General features: G+C 34.2%; 16 protein-coding genes. 4 read left to right on the forward strand and 12 right to left on the reverse strand.

The genetic code is table 11. The annotated features are described in order from the left end of the window. Nucleotides 1-8 precede the first annotated feature (8 nt). The 4 genes from RIN63_RS10380 to RIN63_RS10395 are packed head-to-tail and all read left to right on the forward strand — an operon-like array spanning nt 9 to nt 3847. Entirely contained in the window at nt 9-938 is a 930-nt protein-coding gene (locus RIN63_RS10380) for an ABC transporter permease (RefSeq protein ID WP_310444667.1), read from the forward strand. Further along, nucleotides 939-1874, forward strand: a complete 936-nt coding sequence (locus RIN63_RS10385) for an ABC transporter permease (RefSeq protein ID WP_310444668.1) — start codon at nt 939-941, stop codon at nt 1872-1874. A 15-nt stretch (nt 1875-1889) separates the two neighbouring features. Further along, complete coding sequence (locus tag RIN63_RS10390; protein ID WP_310444669.1) at nt 1890-2885, forward strand: ABC transporter ATP-binding protein; 996 nt, start codon at nt 1890-1892, stop codon at nt 2883-2885. Beyond that, nucleotides 2885-3847 carry an oligopeptide/dipeptide ABC transporter ATP-binding protein gene (locus RIN63_RS10395; RefSeq protein WP_310444670.1) on the forward strand — a complete coding sequence of 321 codons (963 nt, stop codon included), beginning with the start codon at nt 2885-2887 and terminating at the stop codon, nt 3845-3847. Before RIN63_RS10390 ends, RIN63_RS10395 begins: the two co-directional genes overlap by 1 nt. 50 nt (nt 3848-3897) lie before the next feature. Here the strand turns inward: RIN63_RS10395 and murJ are convergent, their stop codons facing one another. From murJ to RIN63_RS10455, 12 genes are all read right to left on the reverse strand, one after another. Continuing rightward, nucleotides 3898-5427 carry a murein biosynthesis integral membrane protein MurJ gene (gene murJ, locus RIN63_RS10400; protein WP_310444671.1) on the reverse strand — a complete coding sequence of 510 codons (1530 nt, stop codon included), beginning with the start codon at nt 5425-5427 and terminating at the stop codon, nt 3898-3900. Between the two features lie 96 nt (nt 5428-5523). Then, complete coding sequence (locus RIN63_RS10405; RefSeq protein WP_310444672.1) at nt 5524-6378, reverse strand: protease complex subunit PrcB family protein; 855 nt, start codon at nt 6376-6378, stop codon at nt 5524-5526. Nucleotides 6379-6496: 118 nt separating this feature from the next. Beyond that, complete coding sequence (locus RIN63_RS10410) at nt 6497-7207, reverse strand: ABC transporter ATP-binding protein (protein WP_310444673.1); 711 nt, start codon at nt 7205-7207, stop codon at nt 6497-6499. Then, complete coding sequence (locus RIN63_RS10415; protein ID WP_310444674.1) at nt 7207-7974, reverse strand: ABC transporter ATP-binding protein; 768 nt, start codon at nt 7972-7974, stop codon at nt 7207-7209. The genes RIN63_RS10410 and RIN63_RS10415 overlap by 1 nt, the downstream gene beginning before the upstream one ends. Further along, entirely contained in the window at nt 7961-9022 is a 1062-nt protein-coding gene (locus RIN63_RS10420) for a branched-chain amino acid ABC transporter permease (RefSeq protein ID WP_310444675.1), read from the reverse strand. The genes RIN63_RS10415 and RIN63_RS10420 overlap by 14 nt, the downstream gene beginning before the upstream one ends. Nucleotides 9023-9025: 3 nt before the next feature. Then, on the reverse strand, nt 9026-9919 hold the full coding sequence (locus RIN63_RS10425) for a branched-chain amino acid ABC transporter permease (protein ID WP_310444676.1): 894 nt from the start codon (nt 9917-9919) through the stop codon (nt 9026-9028). A 21-nt stretch (nt 9920-9940) separates the two neighbouring features. Next, complete coding sequence (locus RIN63_RS10430) at nt 9941-11101, reverse strand: ABC transporter substrate-binding protein (protein WP_310444677.1); 1161 nt, start codon at nt 11099-11101, stop codon at nt 9941-9943. A 143-nt stretch (nt 11102-11244) separates the two neighbouring features. Beyond that, on the reverse strand, nt 11245-12096 hold the full coding sequence (locus tag RIN63_RS10435; RefSeq protein ID WP_310444678.1) for a transposase: 852 nt from the start codon (nt 12094-12096) through the stop codon (nt 11245-11247). 138 nt (nt 12097-12234) lie between these two features. Beyond that, nucleotides 12235-13944 (reverse strand): 5'-nucleotidase C-terminal domain-containing protein, encoded by a 1710-nt coding sequence (locus tag RIN63_RS10440; protein ID WP_310444679.1) that lies wholly within the window; start codon nt 13942-13944, stop codon nt 12235-12237. Nucleotides 13945-14097: 153 nt separating this feature from the next. Further along, complete coding sequence (locus RIN63_RS10445) at nt 14098-16038, reverse strand: 5'-nucleotidase C-terminal domain-containing protein (RefSeq protein WP_310444680.1); 1941 nt, start codon at nt 16036-16038, stop codon at nt 14098-14100. A gap of 127 nt (nt 16039-16165) precedes the next feature. Next, nucleotides 16166-18169 (reverse strand): methyl-accepting chemotaxis protein, encoded by a 2004-nt coding sequence (locus RIN63_RS10450; RefSeq protein ID WP_310444681.1) that lies wholly within the window; start codon nt 18167-18169, stop codon nt 16166-16168. Nucleotides 18170-18325: 156 nt separating this feature from the next. Further along, a partial coding sequence (locus tag RIN63_RS10455; RefSeq protein ID WP_310444682.1) for a hypothetical protein occupies nt 18326-19599 on the reverse strand: 1274 nt, incomplete at its 5' end.

A 19599-nucleotide genomic window follows, 5' to 3' on the forward strand; every position in this document is an offset into this window, starting at 1 on the left:
GGGTTCGTATGAAAAAATATCTTTTGAGAAGAATTATTATGTCAATCATTACCCTTTGGGCCATAGTTACAATAACTTTTGTATTAATGCATGCTGTACCTGGGAATCCTTTTGCCAAAGAAGGCAAAATGCCTCCAGTTGTTTATGAAAACCTTCAAAAAAAATATGGCCTCGATAGGCCTTTAATCGAACAATATGGAATTTATTTAAAAAATTTATTAAAAGGTGACTTTGGAGATTCAATGAAATCTAGAGTTGAGACCGTAAACGATATGATTGGTCGTGGTTTCCCCGTATCAGCTTACTTAGGTGCTCAATCCTTGCTCATTGCCTTAATAATTGGTCCAGCATTAGGTGCCTTCGCTGCCCTATATCAAAATAAGTTTCCAGATTATTTTTCTATGATCATTGCAATTATAGGTATTTCTGTTCCTGGATTTATAATGGGTACTGTCTTAATTCAGTTTGTCGCTAAAAATGTTTCTTGGCTCCCGATAGGTGGTTGGGGTGAATTTAGACACACTCTACTCCCTGCATTTGCACTATCCTTGATGCCATTGGCTTATACTGCCAGACTTATGCGTTCCAGTATGTTGGAAATTTTGGGACAAGATTATATCAAGACGGCTAAATCTAAGGGTTTAGAGAAATCCGTTGTAATATTAAAACATGCCGTAAGAAATGCTATTTTACCTATAGTATCTGTACTTGGTACTTTGATATCCAACACATTAGTAGGTAGTTTCGTAATAGAAAAAATATTTGGTATTCCAGGACTAGGTATGTTCTTTGTTAAATCCATTGTAAGTCGTGATTATACACTTATTATGGGAACCACTATTTTCTATTCAATTATTCTAATTTTTATGTTGCTATTAGTGGATATTGCTTATACCTTTATAGATCCACGTATTAGATTGACAAAGGAGGGACGTTAATTGGATAATTTGACTCGTGATTTATTTGAAAAGGCATCAAGGGAAGACAGAGACGGAGAAAAAATTAGGCGTCCCAGTATTAAATATTGGCCAGATGTATGGAGAAGATTAAAGCAAAATAAACTTGCTATGATAGGACTTGCAATAATAGCATTGATGGTTTTCATGTCCATAGTTGGTACAAAAATCAATGGTTTTACCTACTATGAACAGGATTATGACTTAATTAATAAACATCCTAATAGTGTTCACTGGTTTGGTACAGATGAACTAGGCCGTGACCTTTTTACAAGGGTTTGGCTAGGAGCTAGATACTCTTTGATTATAGGTATCTTAGCCACAGTAATAGACTTTACCATCGGTGTTTTATATGGTGGTATAGCTGGAATGGCAGGGAGAAATGTGGATTCAATTATGATGCGTATTGCTGAAATTATATATGCAATCCCCTATTTACTCGTGGTAATTCTACTTTCTGTAGTATTTTCTGCTGGTGGTTCCGGTACTAGTATGCTGGTTCTAATCTTGGCCATGAGCCTTACTTCTTGGGTACCAATGTCTATATTAGTAAGGGGTCAAGTATTGCAACTAAAAGAATCTGAGTACTCTTTAGCTTCAGAATCCTTAGGAGCATCAAAGGGTTGGATATTGAAAAAGCATATAATCCCAAATACCCTTGGACCTATTTTAGTTAATGTAACTTTGTCTATTCCTAGAGCAATATTTGCAGAAGCTACACTAAGTTTCTTAGGACTTGGACTGCAAGCACCACTATCTAGCCTAGGTACTTTGGCTAATGACGGATTGGCAGGCATGGCTGTAGGTAATGCTTATCAAATCATTATACCAGCAATATTTATTTCTTTGATAATGTTTGCTTTCAATGTACTAGGTGATGGTCTTCGTGACGCATTAGACCCAAGATTACGTAAATAGAAAGAGGTGGAAAAAATGGAAAAAGTATTAGACGTTAAAAATTTGGCTGTATCCTTTAAGACTTTCTTTGGTGAAGTTGAGGCTGTTCGAGATATTAGTTTTAGTGTAGGTAGATCTGAGACAGTAGCCATAGTTGGTGAGTCTGGATGTGGTAAATCAGTTACTGCCAATTCAATCATGCAGCTACTTCCTATGCCACCGGCTTTCTTCAAGGGTGGAGAAATATTATTTAAAGGTGATAATCTATTAAAGAAAACAGATAAAGAGATGGAAGCATTTCGTGGTAATCAAATTTCCATGGTATTCCAAGACCCTATGACCTCTTTAAATCCAACTATGAAAATTGGAAAACAGATTGTAGAAGGCCTTGTAAAGCATCAAAAACTATCCAAGGAAGATGCAGAAAAAAAAGCCATAGATATGTTGAACCTAGTAGCAGTTCCTCAGCCTGAAAAAAGAGTTAACCAATATCCCCATGAGTTTTCAGGTGGTATGAGACAAAGGGTAATGATAGCCCTTGCTATGGTGTCTACTCCTCAACTACTAATTGCTGATGAGCCTACTACTGCCCTTGATGTTACTGTACAGGCACAAATCCTTGAGCTAATGAAAGAAATACAGACAAAGCTAGATATGTCAATTATTATCATCACCCATGATTTAGGTATCGTGGCAGATATGAGTGACAAAGTCCTTGTAATGTATGCAGGACAAATTATAGAAGAAGGATTGACAGAAGAAATATTTGCTAATACTAAACACCCTTATACTAGAAAATTATTGGCTTCTGTACCTCGTTTGGATATGTCAAGGGATGAACCTCTACATTCCATAGAAGGTAGCCCGCCTGATTTATATATACCTCCTAAGGGTTGTTCATTCTATGATAGATGTGACCATGCAATGAAGATTTGTAAGGAACATATGCCTGACTTTGATAGTCATAGTAATACGCATAGAAGTAGATGCTGGCTAAATCACCCTATGGCTTCTGAAGGGAGGAATTCATAATGGTAGAACCTTTAATATCAGCAAGAAATATTAAGAAGCATTTTGATGTAGGCGAAGGAATGCTAAAGGCTGTAGATGGTATTAGCTTTGACATATATCCTGGGGAAACCTTTGGTCTAGTTGGAGAATCTGGATGTGGTAAATCCACTGCTGGAAGAACCTTAATTAGACTTTATGACCCTACTGATGGAGAGTTATTCTTCAATGGTCAAAATATATATGAGTTATCAAGGCGTGATATGCAAGAAGTTAGACGAAATTTCCAAATGATATTCCAGGACCCTTATGCTTCTCTAAATCCTAGGATGACTGTGGAAGAAATAGTTGCTGAACCCTTAGATATCCACAAAATTTACAAAAATTCTAGTGAAAGACGAGCTAGAGTCGTAGAATTATTGGAATTAGTTGGATTAAATGAAGAACACGCCATGCGTTTCCCCCATGAGTTTTCAGGTGGACAAAGACAAAGAATTGGTATTGCAAGGGCTTTAGCTCTAAGTCCAAAGTTTATAGTGTGTGATGAGCCAATATCAGCCCTAGATGTGTCCATTCAAGCTCAAGTAGTTAATCTACTAAAGGATTTACAGGAAAAACTAGGCTTAACTTATTTGTTTATAGCCCATGATTTATCCATGGTAAGATATATTTCTGATAGAGTTGGTGTAATGTATTTAGGTCATATGATGGAGTTAGCTAAATCAGAAGAGCTCTACGAAAACCCTATGCATCCTTATACAAGGGCACTATTATCAGCTATACCAATACCAGATCCAAATATACAAAGATCTAGAAAGAGAATAATGCTAGAGGGAGATGTACCAAGCCCTATTAATCCAAAGGAATGTTGCAGATTTGTTGATAGATGCGCCTACGCCAAAGATATATGTAGGCAAGAAACACCTACTTTCGAAGAATTAAAACCAGGCCATTTCGTAGCCTGCCATAGAGCAAAAGAAATATAAATCAAATAAGTTTAGAAATCGGTGCCAGGCACCGATTTCTAAACTTATTTTTATCTCCTGAATATTATCCTAAGTTCCTTCACTTTGAACAATATACATAATCCAAAGTATGCTACTACCCCTACTGCTACTGATACAAATAATGTTATTACCTGTACAATCTTAGTAGCTGGTAGCAGTGGTCCTATTTTATAATACATTAGAAAAACTATTATCCCCATTACAAGTGCAGCTGCAAGAGTTTTCATAAAGCAAATTAGGTATTTTGTCAATCCTATTGCTCCTACCTTTTTTCTTAGACTTAGGAATAGCATTATTGTAGTTGCCGTGGCAGATATACTGGTTGCCAATGCCAATCCACTATGAGCCATATATTCCACTAATATTAGGTTTAGAATAAGATTTAAAACTACTGCAATAACTCCATTTATCATTGGTGTTAATGTGTCCTGGAAAGAATAATAAACCTTATTGAGCATTAATCTCAATGATGAACCTACAAGTCCTAATGAATAAAATATCAATGCCTGGCTGGTCATATAAGTAGCTATAGAATCAAATGCTCCCCTCTCAAAGAACAAATATACCAATGGTTCAGCTAATAATACTAGACCCACTGTAGCTGGAACTGTGATTATAAGTATAATATTGATACCTTGTCCTAATATTTCCTTCACTTTCCCAATATCTTCCTGAGAAAAAGCCTGGGATAACATAGGAAATATTACTGTAGTTATTGCCATTACAAATACAGCAATAACCATCTCATTGATTCTGGAAGCATAGGTTAGGGCTGAAATACTTCCTCCTACTAAATCTGATGCAATGGTTTTATCTATGATTACATTTATTTGTTGTACTAAGGATCCTAAGAGTACTGGCAATACCAAGCTCATTGCTTTCCTCAAATATTTATCATTCAAATTAAGACCAGGCCTATATCTATATCCCATATGATTTACCGCAGGCAATAATATTAAAAATTGCATGGATGCTGCGATTACAGTGACTACCATTAATGTAAATACACTGGCTTCCTTTGCAAAGAACAACAAAAATATTATGAATACAAAATTATACGGTAAGCCTGAAATAGCAGGTGGTCCGAATATTTTACTACTATGTAATAATCCAGAAAACACATGGGTCAGACCTAAAAAAATTGCTATAGGTAGTCCTACTCTATTTAGAGAAACTGCTAGTTCAAATTGCTCTCCTTCAAATCCTTTAGCCAATATTCTAATTACCAATGGTGAAAATATATATCCTAACAAAACTATTATAGAAGTAATTACTAGTACTAGATTTGTTATATTATTCAAGTATTTTAGCTTGCCTTTATTTCCATATCTCTCACCAATCTCTGTGAAAATAGGTATAAGTGTAGTATTTAAAGCTGAACCTAATGTACCTACAATAATTACTGTGGCAGTCATGGCTACAAAATATGTATCAGTCTCCATACCTGAACCAAATTTATCAGCTATTAAAACTTCCCTTATAAAGCCTAAGGCCTTTGAAATTAAAGTAAATATAGAAATCATTGCAGCAGATTGAGCCAATCCTTGTTTTTTAGTCATTTATATGCCTCTTTTCCTATCTTTATTATCACTATCATTTTATCAAATATATTCCCAAGTGTCATCTCTTATCTAAGAAAACAGAAAGCAATCTAATTAGAATAGATTGCTTTCTATGCCGTCTACCAAAAATACATATGGTAACTGGTTTAGTTGAGTTTTGTCAATTTCTATAGTCATAGTTTTATAGGTAAGGACTTGTAGCTGCATCATACCTTCCTTAGGTGGCGTAATTTTTAGATAAATTTTATATCCATCCTTTTCTTTTAGTATCTTATCCACTCCTAATGAATATCCTGGAGTAGGAAACTCCTTAGTCAAAGTGACTAATACACTATCCTCTAACTCCTTTACTATAACAGTCTCTTGATTGTTATAACCTTGGACCACCCCTGTAATATTAAATGATATTTCTCTCATGCCATCCAATACTCCTTTCAATCTTTGTAAGATTATTATGGCTTCAGCTTGGCTAAGTTTTTTGTCTGGTGCGAAACTTGTATCCGAAACTCCATAAATAATCTCAAGATTATATAATACCCTTAATAATTCTATGCTTTCTTTATCCATTGTATTAATATCTTGAAAAGTAAGTTCCTTATTTTTATCTATTTTTATATCAATTGCTAACAATTTCCTACCTATTAGTTCTACCACTTCTTGCCTTGTTAAAGCTTCGTTTATTCCGATATTCTGCGTAGTAGTATCTAATTCATAATCCTTAGCTAAAGATGATAATGACAAAGCAAAATCCTGCTTCAACATATCTAATTTTGGGTCAAGTTTGCTAAATTTATCCTTGGCTAAATATGGAAAATAATATGCAAGAAATTCCTTTTCAATCATTCCCTTGGACCAATGATTATTCAGCTTGGTATCCATATCAGCAAAGACAACTACTGATGACGAAAGAATAAATATTACTAGCAAAAATAATACAATTTTTTTCATATAACCAGCCCCCTCTTTTAACTATATTATACCCTAATAATGTAAAAAAGTAGGTTACATTATGATTACAAAAATAAGTTTGGAAAACGGTGCCAGGCACCGTTTTCCAAACCTATTACTATTTTGCTTCCCCTAAATATGCTTCTTTTACTTTTTCATCATTTAGTAGCTGCTGTCCTGGACCTTCTAATACTAAAGATCCTGTTTCTAAAACATATCCATAGTCTGCTATTTCCAAGGACTTTTTAGCATTTTGCTCTACTAATAATATTGTATTTCCTTGTTTATGAATTTCTTTTATTATATCAAATATATCTTTAACTAATAGTGGAGCAAGACCTAAAGATGGCTCATCTAGCATTAATATCTTTGGTTTTGCCATTAATGCACGACCAACTGCAAGCATTTGTTGCTCTCCGCCAGACAATGTACCTGATTTTTGCCACAATCTTTCTTTAAGTCTTGGAAATAAATCATATACCTTATTCATGTCCTTACTTATCTCAGTCTTATCTTTTCTAGTATATGCTCCAAGAATTAAATTTTCTTCTACAGTAAGATTGGCAAAGACCCTTCTACCCTCAGGAGATAATGCTATCCCTCGCTTTACTATATCCATGGTCTTAAGGTCTGTTAAATCCTCATCGTCATATAATACCTTTCCTTCTTCCTTTTTTACTAGATTCATGATAGCTCTTAAGGTAGAAGATTTTCCAGCTCCATTAGCACCTATTAGTGTAACTATTTTATTTTCCTCTATATTAATATTTATTCCTCTTAGGGCTTTAATCCCACCATAGCTAACATGAAGATTACTAACAGTAAGCATTATTCCACCCCCAAGTATGCTTCAATAACCCTAGAATCATTTTGAATTTCTTGTGGATTACCTTCTGCAATTAAAATTCCGTGATCTAATACAAATATTTTTTCACAGATTCCCATTACCACTTCCATATGATGCTCTATTAAAAATATAGTCAGATTAAATTCCTTTTTGATATCATCAATAAATCCCATTAAATCTTGTGTTTCTTGAGGGTTCATTCCTGCTGCTGGTTCATCGAGGAGTAATAGCTTTGGATCTGTTGCCAAGGCCCTAGCTATTTCCAGACGCCTTTGCTTTCCATAAGGTAAAGAAAATGCTTTCTCAGCCCTTTCCTCGTAAAGACCTACCTTTTGTAGTAAGTATCTTGATTTTTCCATCATTTCTTTCTCTTCTTTTACATAACTTGGGAGTCTCACTATAGAGGAAAAAATTCCAGATTTCAACCTTAGATGACCTCCTATAAACACATTATCTAAAACCGATAATTCCTTGAACAATCTAATGTTTTGGAAGGTTCTACATACCCCTAAATTAGCTATCTGATCTGGTCGAAAACTTGATATTATTTGATCCTTATCTCCCTTATTAAATGATACATTCCCTTCTGTAGGCTTGTATACACCTGTAACTACATTAAATATAGTAGTTTTACCTGCTCCATTTGGCCCTATAAGACCTACAGTTTCTCCCTCTCTTATATGGGCTGAAAAATTATTTACAGCCACAACTCCGCCAAATCTCATAGTTATATTATCAATTTTTAGCATATTTTCCCCTCACTTTCGTCAGGGCATTCTTCACAAACCCATCCTTTTTAAATATTATTACCAACATAAGAATAAGTGAAAATACAACCATTCTTAGTCCTGGTAATCCTGATGTAGTGAAGAATCCAAAATTCATTGGTCCATCCAGGAATCTAAGTGCCTCCATTGATACAGTTATTATTATGGCTGATACAACAGTACCAGTAATATTTCCCATACCACCTAGTACTACTATTAATAAAATATTAAAGGTAAGGGCAAATTTAAATGATGCTGGGTCAATAGTTCCAAGGTGTACAGCTAAAAGCCCTCCTCCAATTCCTGCTAGGAAAGACCCAATAGTAAAGCTTAATACCTTATGCTTAAATAAATTTATCCCCATAGATCTAGCTGCTATTTCATCTTCACGAATGGCCTTAAAAGCCTTGCCATAAGATCCCTTCATTAGAAGGTTAATAAATACTATGGTCAATATAGCAGCTCCCCAAGCCCATAAAATATTAGGCTTAGCCTGAACATTGAATACTCCTGCTATAAAGTCATTTTTCATCTGCGGTATTCCCTTTAACCCAAGAGAACCATTGGTTATACTTTGCAAATTGATAAATACAATTCTTATAATCTCTGAAAAGCCTAAAGTTGCAATAGCTAGATAGTCATCTGTTAACTTTAATACTGGCGCCCCTATTAAAAATCCAAATATGGCTGCCATAAGTCCACCCATTAACAATGCCAAAATAAATGGCAGATTTAAGTTTAGTAAAGATGATAACATAGGCTTCATATAGAAATTCATTTCCTTCATCTCTACAGGCATAGTTAGAATTGCCACAGTATAAGCACCTATTGCCATAAAACCTGCATGGCCTAATGAGAATAATCCCGTGAAACCATTAATCAGATTCATACTAAGGCCAAGTATTATATAAATAGCACAAAGGTTTATTATCTTCACCTTATAGTTATCTAAAAATAAATTTGTGAAAATTAAAGCAATAATAACTATACCTATTAATAATAAGTTTCTAAATAATTTATTCTCTTTCATAGGCTACACCTTCTCCGCTGTTTTTTCTCCCATTAAACCAGTAGGTTTAACAAGGAGTATAATAATTAATAAAACAAAGGCAAATGCATCTCTATATCCTGTTAATTCAGGTAAAAATGCTATTAATAATATTTCACCTAGTCCAAGAATAAATCCGCCCATAACAGCCCCAGTGATATTACCTATACCACCGATTACGGCTGCTATGAAGCATTTCAGCCCTGGTAATACACCCATATGAGGCATAAGCTGGGGATATTTGATTCCCCATAAAATACCACCTACTGCTGCTAAGAAGGAACCTACAAAGAAAGTAATAGATATTATTCCGTTGATATCTATACCCATAAGACTAGCTGCTTCGTAGTCTTTGGATAAAGCTCTCATTGCCATCCCAGTTCTTGTCTTTTGAATAAAAAAGTTTAGACCTATCAAAAGAACTACTGTAACTATTGGAATTACAAAGTTGACAATACCTACTGAAACCCCTCTAACCTGGACAACCTTATTGAAGACATCAGGGATTGGAAAGGCCTTTGGCCTTCCCCCAAACACTAATATACCTAGGTTTTGTAATAAAAATGATGCACCTATGGCGGATATTAATATAGTAATCCTTGGAGATCCCCTAAGAGGCTTGTAAGCAAGTTTCTCTAGTAATAGTCCCAAAAATCCAGTAATAACTGAAGCTAGTATAAATACTATATACCATGGTATTGAAGTATAAGTAATGCCATAAAAAGTCAAATAAACACCTAGCATAAATATATCTCCGTGGGCAAAATTAATAAGTCTTAATATCCCATAAACCATAGTATATCCTATAGCAATCAGAGCATAGAGACTGCCTACTGACACACCATTGGCAATGTGTTGAAAAAATTCTTGAATGTCCATGCTCATTCCCCCATTTATTGCTTATTTTGTTGGCTCTACTGTTGTTAGATATACAAACTTTCCATTTTCCACTTTATTAATAACTGCTGATTTAACAGCATCCCCGTTTTCATCTAAAGTAATAATTCCTGTGGCACCTATAAATTCTGTAGTTGCAGCAATTTTATCTCTAATAGCAACTGGATCAGCTGTACCAGCTTTTTCTATAGCATCTATAATTACCATATAAGCATCATATCCTAAAGCTGCAAATGCATTGGCATCTGTACCATATTTAGTTTTATAATCTGCTAGGAAAGTCTTGGACATTTCTGTCACAGGAGATTCAGTTGTAAAGTGAGTACTATATACTACGCCCTCTACTGCTTCCCCACCTATATCTAGAAATTCAGGAGCTTCCCAAGTATCTCCACCTAGTATTGGAATAGTAATACCTAAATCTCTTGCTTGTTTAATTAATAGTGCTGATTCACCATAATTTCCTGGAGCAAATATTACATCTGGATTTAATCCTTTGATATTAGTAAGCTGAGCTGAGAAATCTTGATCTCCAGTATTATATGAAGCTTTTCCTACAATTGAGCTCTCTGATCCTGTCAATTTTACAAAAGCCTTTTCAAAATATTGGGAAAGTCCTACGGAGTAATCTTGTTGTACATCTTGAATTATGGCAACTTTTTTAGCATTTAAAAAATCATATGCATAGTTAGCCATAACCGTACCTTGGAATGGATCAATGAAACATACTCTAAAGTAATAATCATTGTTTAATGTAACGAGTGGATTTGTCGGTGAACAACCTACTGCTGGAACCTTGGCATCTTTTACCACATCTCCAGCTGCCATGGATAATGAACTACCATAGCTACCAATGATTGCAACAACCTTATCCTTATCAATAAGCTTAGAAGCAGCATTTGTTGCCTCTACCTTGTCGGATTTATTATCTGCTATAACTAATTCAACTTTCTTACCTAGCACTGTACCAACCTTTTCATTAGCTAGTCTAATGCCCTCCACTGTCATTTCTCCACCTGCAGCATTTGCACCTGTCATAGGCTCAAATACACCTATTCTAATAACATCACTATCTCCTCCAGATTTTTTCTGTGTAGCACAAGCTGATAATGAAGCTAAAACTAGAATTGCTGATAAAATAAGTAGAAAAGATTTTTTCCTCATCCTTTATTCCTCCTTTATTTTATTAAAGACATTAATAACATGTCTAGAATATATTTATAAACTTTATTAATACTATTTAATATTAGTAAAATTTATTCATAAAAATAAGTTTAAAAAATGGTGCCAGGCACCGTTTTTTAAACTTATTGGGAGGACTCTAGTATTTTATTTATTGCAGTATTACTTAATTTTATATTATTGGCTATTTCAGTTATTCTATATCCCTGATTTAATGCTTCAATTGCATACTCATATTTGTATTTTATTAGATATCTTTTTCTAGAGGCTTCTTTGATTAACTCATAGTCCGAAGGGGCTGGACATATTGCCTTTAATATATCATCAAGCTCAATTTCCTTTTGTGTCTTACTCTCTTCTTCTAAGGATTTCTTGAATTTTTCTGTGCCTATTACTTCATCCTGCTCAAATAAATCATTGTAAGTTTTATAGTCATCTGGTGGTCCGCTCATCATCTCTTTATATTTCGTAATGGATTCTACTCTGTCTAAGGAAAATATTTCTAGTAATTTCTCAATATTTACAAGATTGCCTATGTTCATCCTATAAAACATATCTGAACTCCATTTATACTGGCTCATTGAGGTACATATATTAGCATATACTGGATTGTTATGAATGTATTTAATTAAGTTGAAAAGATAGGATTCATTTTGAACAATGATTCCTCTATATCTACTCTCAAATGGAGAACCTGATCTTTCCTCCTTAAGATTATAATATTTAGCATATTTTGTATTAATTCTATGCATTATTTGACTAATGGGAATATTGTGCACTTTTACGACAAAATGATAATGATTGTCCATAATCACATACGATAATAAACTAAAATCAAATATCTCCTTTACCTCGCCTAAGATATTTAACAAAGCAGTTTTTTCTTCATTCTTTTGAAATATAAAACTTTTATTGTTCCCCCTGTGAATAATATGGTAAATTGCACCGTAATATTCTATCCTTGGCCTTCTTCCCATAAATATCCCTCCTCATATCTCATACATAAAGTATTCGACATAAATTGGAAATATCCTCTATTTACTCCCATCAAAATAAAAATAAGTTTAGAAATTGGTGCCAGGCACCAAAATCTAAACTTATTTGAGTTAATTTATTTATGGAATTAATATTACTTGATTAGGGAAGATTAGGTGAGGATTCTTTAAATTATTATATTCAGCTAACTTTTCCCAAGTAGTATTAAACATCTTAGCTATTTTCCAAAGAACATCATCTGTTTTTACAACATATTTCTCTTCAGCTTTAGCAACAGCTTCAAATAAATAGTCTACAGGCTCAGGTGTAATTACCTTAGCTTCTTTTATAGCTTCTACTAAAACATCTCTAATAGGAATGAATGTATCAACTATGTTTCTAGCATTTGAGAAGTCATACTTGTCTCCTCCTGTAATTAGGAAATCATTTGTAACTACAGTGTAATATGCATTCATATCTAATGGAGTACCGTCTTCTAAGCTTATCTTAGTTATTCTGTTTTCGAATTCTGCATCTTTATCAAATTCAACGATAAGTCCTGCAAATTGGCCATTTCCTATATCTGGATTATTTATACCATGATCTATAGCCTTCTTTAAATCTGCACCTGTCATTTCTAAAGTTACTAATTGGTTATCAAATGGCATTATTTCGTATAAATCTCCCATAGTTATGGTGCCCTTTTCTAAAGTTCTTCTAAGTCCGCCACCATTTTGAATAGCTACTTGAACTCCAGTCTTTTCCTTCATAACTTCTGAAGACCATCTACCTAATAATGTAACATTATTTTCTCTACTATTGTGTTCAAAAGCACCTGCTGCTTCACCAAGTAATTCTCCAAGTACTGGCTCTGCTGCTAATTTATATTCATCAAACAGCTTTTGCCCTTCTGCATCAGCCACTATATCAGCTGCTTTAGCTGCTAAATCCTCATATCTTGGCTCTATGGATACTACCTTATTATCCTTATCTAATTCAATAGATAATACTGCAAGTCCACGACCATTTTTATATCCTTGAGCTATTGGAACATCATTTACTTTACCAGCTACAGTTAGATGACTATGTCCAGAAATTATTCCATCTATACCCTCTACTGCTGTAAGTTCCACTGCGTTTCCAGTGACTTCCTTAGTATCTCTATTTTGATTAGAATCCAAGTGAGTAAGAGCTATGATTACATCTGGAGTACCTTCTTCTGCTTTACCTTCTTTCAAAAACTTAACCCATGTTTCTGCTGCTACAACTGGATCTGTAAATTCTAATTCTCCTACAAATTCTGCTTTAGTAAGAGTACTTGTATCTGGATGTGCTAAACCTATAAAAGCTATTTTTAGGTTGCCTTTTTCCACTATTTTATAAGGTTTTGCCCATTCTACTGGTTCTTTAGTCTTTGCATCTACAATATTTGTAGCTAAGAAATCAAAGCCACCATCTTTAGCCCATGTTGGTATAAATTCTACTCCCCAGTCAAACTCATGATTACCTATGGCTGAAGCTGTTACTCCCATAGCTTTCATCATTTCATTTACTGGCTTACCATGTGTAAGATTTGATATTGCAGTACCTTGATATAGGTCTCCTGCTGATACAAATATGGAATTAGGATTATTCTCTAAGATAGTCTTAGAGTAAGCAATCATCTTAGCCATACCTATATCCTTGCCTAAATCAGTTACATTACCATGAAAATCATTAAATGAATAAATGTCAACAGTTACCTTAGCTGCTTCCTCAGCATATGCTTGTGGTACTGCTCCTACCAATATTCCTATTACTAGGGCTAATGATAAAAATAGACTAACAATTCTTTTGTTTCTAAAATTCATGTATAGACCCCCCTAAATTTTTACTTAGTGTAATCATACCCATTACACTATATATATAACTTATTCTACAAATTTTCTGAAAATCCTTCTTTTTTGGAAAATAAAATAAGTTTAAAAATCGGTGCCTGGCACCGATTTTTAAACTTATTGAACTTATTTAACTAATATTACTTGATTCGGGAAGATTAGGTGAGGATTTTTTAAGTTATTATACTCTGCTAATTTCTCCCAAGTAGTATTATACATCTTAGCAATTTTCCAAAGAACATCCCCTGGCTTGACTACATATTCTTCGGCGACTGGCATATTTGCTTTTAATACTTCCTCTGGAATTAAACCTCCTTCTATCATATCAATTGCATTAATAGCCTTAACATTGACTGTTCTTCCATCTTCTGATTTAGGTATCTCAATATTGCCTGCCTTAATTTCACCAATAATATAGTCTCTTAATGGGTGATTAAAATCCGCCCCTATAACTTCCCAGTTGTTATCCACCTTAGGTTCGATAACACCCTGTTCTGCTATATAATCTGCAATGTAGGATCTTAATGATTTTGGATCTGATTCAAAATACGGTTCGCCACTAATAATGCCCATATTCATCAATCCACCATATCTATAGTTATTTATAGCTAATTTTAATGTATCTGTTTCTTTTAATAACTCTCCGTTTAATTTCAAATCTACAATTCTTTCTCCTTCTGGCTTAGACACATCTACCTTATAATCTACGCCTTGGAACATGTCATAATTATATACTCTAATCTTAGGATTAAAGCTCAAATTAATATCTCCAGGAACAAAAGTGTTATAATAAGCAGCTGACCATTCCATATAAGCTTTTAATTCAGCTCCGGTAACCTCTACTCCCACTAAAGTATTAGGATATTTGTAGATCTCAAATATACTAGCATAAGTTATATCTCCAGCTCTTAGATTAGAACCTGAAGCAAACAATGCTGCCCCTGCAACATCTGCGCCAGTTGCTTTAAGTTGAACATCGTTAATTAAATCAATTACCGCTGTGTCTTTAAGTTGAGCTTCTGGAATACCTGGAATTTCTGAGGCCGGAGCAAAATCTGCACTGGCTGTTCCTATAACATCAACCAAGAAGTCCAATGTCTTATCATGATAGCCTTTTGCATATTCTTTTAATTCTGTAGATGCCTCATATTCTTTAACTTCTATAATATCAACTTTACTATCTACAATTACCCAGGTATTATCTTTCTTAGTCAATTCAAAGTCAAATCTTACAACTTGCCTACCTTCATTTCTAGCAGCTCCAACCAAGGTGTTTCCAACCTTTTGGTTTTCAGTTACATGTCCATGTCCTGTTATTACTGCAGCTACTTCAGGGAACTTAGCAATAATTTCATCTGCTCCATCTCCACCGTATTCTGAAGTATAGCCCATATGTGTAGAAAGAATTATTAAATCTACTCCTTTTTCTTTCATTTCCTTAATGTGTTTTTCTGCTGATTCTACAGGTGTTGCAAACTCTAAATCCCCAACCTTAGGTCCATCCCATCTTGGGATATTCGGGTTAGTAAGTCCTAATATACCAACCTTAACGCCTCCCACTTCCTTAATTACATATGGTTCTACTAAATATGAACCATCTTCTTTATAATTAGCATTTGCTGCTAATATAGGAAATTTTGCTTCCTCTTTAATCTTTTTCACCATTTCTAATCCAAAGTTAAACTCATGATTTCCCAAAGTAAATGAATCATAACCCATAAAATTCATTACATCAATTACTGGATGCTTTAATTCTAAGTTAAAATTGTACAAATCATCAGATAGTATAGTCCCCTGGATAGTATCACCATTGTCTATTAAGAGTGTATTAGGGTTTTCCTCCCTTACCTTCTTAACTACAGAATAAACCTTTGCCATACCAAAATCTTCAGTTTCCTTCCCATCTTCATAAGACCAATTATAAATGTTAGCATGTAAGTCAGTAGTTCCCAAAATAGTAATCTTTACAGTTTCAGCATCAGCAAAAGTTACAGATGGGATCATAATACCCACTAGCATAAGCAATGCCAATACTAAACTATAAATTCTTTTGTTTCTTAGCAACATAACTCTACCTCCTAGAATTTATTTGGTTATATAATGTATTCGACATAGATTCTAGAAATCCTCCTTTTGGGAGAAAATAAAATAAGTTTAAAAATCGGTGCCTGGCACCGATTTTTAAACTTATTGGTTAGAATTGAACTAAAGAGACTATTTCTTCTAGTTTGTCGGATATATCTTTGTTCTTTTCGATTATTGAGTTTATCTCATTTATAGCTTCAACTATATTCATATTCTTCTCAGCTATACTTGTAGTTGCCACTGTTGATTCTTCTACTGTTATTGAAATTTCTTTCATAGATTCAGCTATGGTATTTACAGTTGCGGCAAGTTCTTCTGATGTTGCACTTAAATCAGAGATTATATTGTAAAGTGATGACCCATCGTCCCTATATTGATTTACTGCATCTACCATCATCTCATAATCCTTAGTCACATCATTTTCAAGGAAATCCATGACCTGGGATATTCTTGATGTCAACTCTTCAACAGATTTGGTAATCACTCCCGTTACATCTTGTATTTCACCTACGGTTGAATTAGAGTTTTCAGCTAGCTTTCTAATTTCATCCGCTACTACTGCAAATCCTCTACCTGATTCTCCAGCCCTTGCTGCTTCTATGGCTGCATTCAATGATAGCAAGGAAGTTTGTTCAGATATTGCCAGTATTGCATTTGATAATACATTTATCTTTTCTACTTCCCTTGATGCAACTATAGCTTTTTCTATTTCTTCTCTAGCATTTGAATATATGCCCATGGACTTATCCTTAGCTTTAATAAATTGATCACTTAATTTATCAGCTTTCACACTTATTTCACTCGATGTATTGGCACCCTCTTCTACCTTCTCAGCAAAATCAGAAATTGCCCTTTCTATCTCAGATGCAGACTCATTTACTGATATTGTTGTGGCAGATGTTTCTTCCATTCCTGCGGACAATTCTTCAGTTGTAGCTGAAGTATCCTCTGCTTGTCCTAGTAAGTAATGTATTTTTTCTGCAGTTTCTCCATGTATTTCATGATTTATACGAATGGAACTGTCCATATCTCCCATAAATACTTTCAATTTTTCTACTGTTAATTTGAAGGATTTATACATCTGCCCCATTTCATCTTTTCTGTTTAAATCTTTCTCTTCAATTTCAATAGATAATTTTAAATTTGAAATACTTTCTGCAATTTTAACTGAATCCTTGATAGGTTTAGTAATATTATTTGAAATATATAGTGAAGCTAAAATAGCTATTAAAAGTACAACTACAGCAGCAATGACTGTCAGTAATATAACTCTATTGACACTACCTAGGACACTATCAGACGTTACAGCTACTCCTACTGTCCAATTTGATTCTTCCACATTTCCAAAGAAAAAAACCCTCTCCATACCATCAAAGTCCTTTAATTCTCTATCTCTTAGTTTCAAATTGTCCTTTCCCATAAGGCTTGATATTTTACCTTCCAAAATTTCATCTTCCTTTATAAAACTACCATCCTTATTAGGCTTAAATTCATCATTTAGATGGGTGAGTATATTCCCGTTGTCATCGATTAAAAAAGCATAAGAGCCTTCACCATAATCTGAAGTAGCTACTAAATCAACTAAATAACTGATAGATATATCAGTTCCTATTACACCCTTCATCCCACTATTAGTCTTGAATTGTTTTGAAACAGTAATGACTATATCATTTGATACAACATCTATATATGGTTCAGTGATGAAAAAATCTTCAGTACCCATTGCCCCTACATACCATGGTCTAGTAGTCACATCAAAATCCGGTGGTAAGCTTACATCCGCCCCTAGGTAGGTCTCCTTGTTATTATAGCCCACATAATAGAAATTGTCCGGATTATCTGCTGTGATCTTTTTCATCAAGGATTTCATATAATAGGCCTCATGATTGTTATTGTGTAAAATCACATTAAGCGTAGCAGTTAAATTGTTTTTTTGTATTCCTAACCATTTATCCATTTCCTGTGCCGTATACTGAGCTTTTATCTCAACAACCTCGTTCATTGTTGCTTCAAGTTTCTTAACTGATATTGAATAGTTAATAATTGAAATAAGAAGAATTGAAAAAATGCAGATTAATGTTGTAAATAATAGCAGTTTACCTTTTAATTTCATTGAATAGCCCCCCTTATTTTTATAGATATATACCCAATATATCGACATAATATGACATTTTTTTAATCTTCTGAAAATATATTTTTCTGAGTAAACAAAAATAAGTTTGGAAATCGGTGCCTGGCACCGAAATCCAAACTTATTGGGGTTAAGCTTTTATTTTGCGTATAGTGTTATGCCTTGGGTGTTGTGATATCTTACCATTTCCGGTAATACATCTATTGTTACTTTTCTACCTGTTTCAGTAACAATGGTATTTTCGTTAAGCTTAGTATATATTTCTTCTCCATTGTTATAAGCTTCTATTAGCCTAGCTTGTGCGTATGCATTATTGTTTAGATAATCCATATCAAAGGCCTCATCACCTATGATTACTGAGCTTACTGGAAGGGCTTGCATATTACCTACTAAAGTTAATTTTCCTTCTGCTATTTGGCTTAACCTAGTTCCATCTGCTCCTACAAATATTACTTCTATTTGTAAGTTTGATGCCACTACGCCATCATGAGCTGTATAAGTTGCTTTGTATAATCCTGGTGATACTTCAGTCATTGGATTTCCAGGGTTAGTGTTCATTGGTCCAAATGGAAGCATTATTCTATAGTATGCAGATCCGCCTGCAGGTGCATTAAAGCTTATCTCTAAAGCTTCTCCTGAATAAAGTTCCTCATCTGTAGCTGGCATTAGGTTTGTAATTCTTGCTGGTGCTGGTGGATTCTCAGGATCATCACCTAATACTATTGTGATTCTTCCTTCTGCCATTTCTGTTACTTCATAACCATGAGCATTTACAAATACTACTTCTACTTGAACATTTTCTGCTTCAACTTCTGCTGGTACAGTCCATGTTCCAGTATATAATCCTTCTACCTCAGTCATTGGAATTCCTAGGTCATTGTTTTGTAATCCAAACGGAACTACCAATCTAAAGTATCCATTACCACCACTAGGAGCGTTGAAGCTAACAGTTAATACATCCCCTGCTTCTAGTTCCATATCTTCTGATGGCTCAATATTTGTAATAACTGGTGCTTCTAACTCTACTAATACTGTTCTAACTACTGTAGTCACATTTCCTGCACCATCAGTTGCTTTTACAGTAATAGTATTTGCTCCTGGATTAAGCATTAGTCTTTCATGGAAGTTTCCTTCTGCATCTAATACTATTACCTTTCCGTTTATTTCAAGTTTTGCTAATTCTATATTATCTACTACATTTCCTATTACATGAACTGATTCTACTTTAATCTTAGCATTATCCAGTGGTTCAGATACTACTAATACTGGAGCTACCTTATCCTTAATCACTGTAACAGCTGGAGATGGTTCTGTTTCTCTTCCATCTAATTCAGATGTTACCATAATTGTATTTGTATCTAATGGTAATGCTACTTGAGCTGTAAATCCTAGATTTGCTGAATTTACAGTAG

This window comes from Tissierella sp., from assembly GCF_031460495.1.
Classification (GTDB): domain Bacteria; phylum Bacillota; class Clostridia; order Tissierellales; family Tissierellaceae; genus JAVKTS01.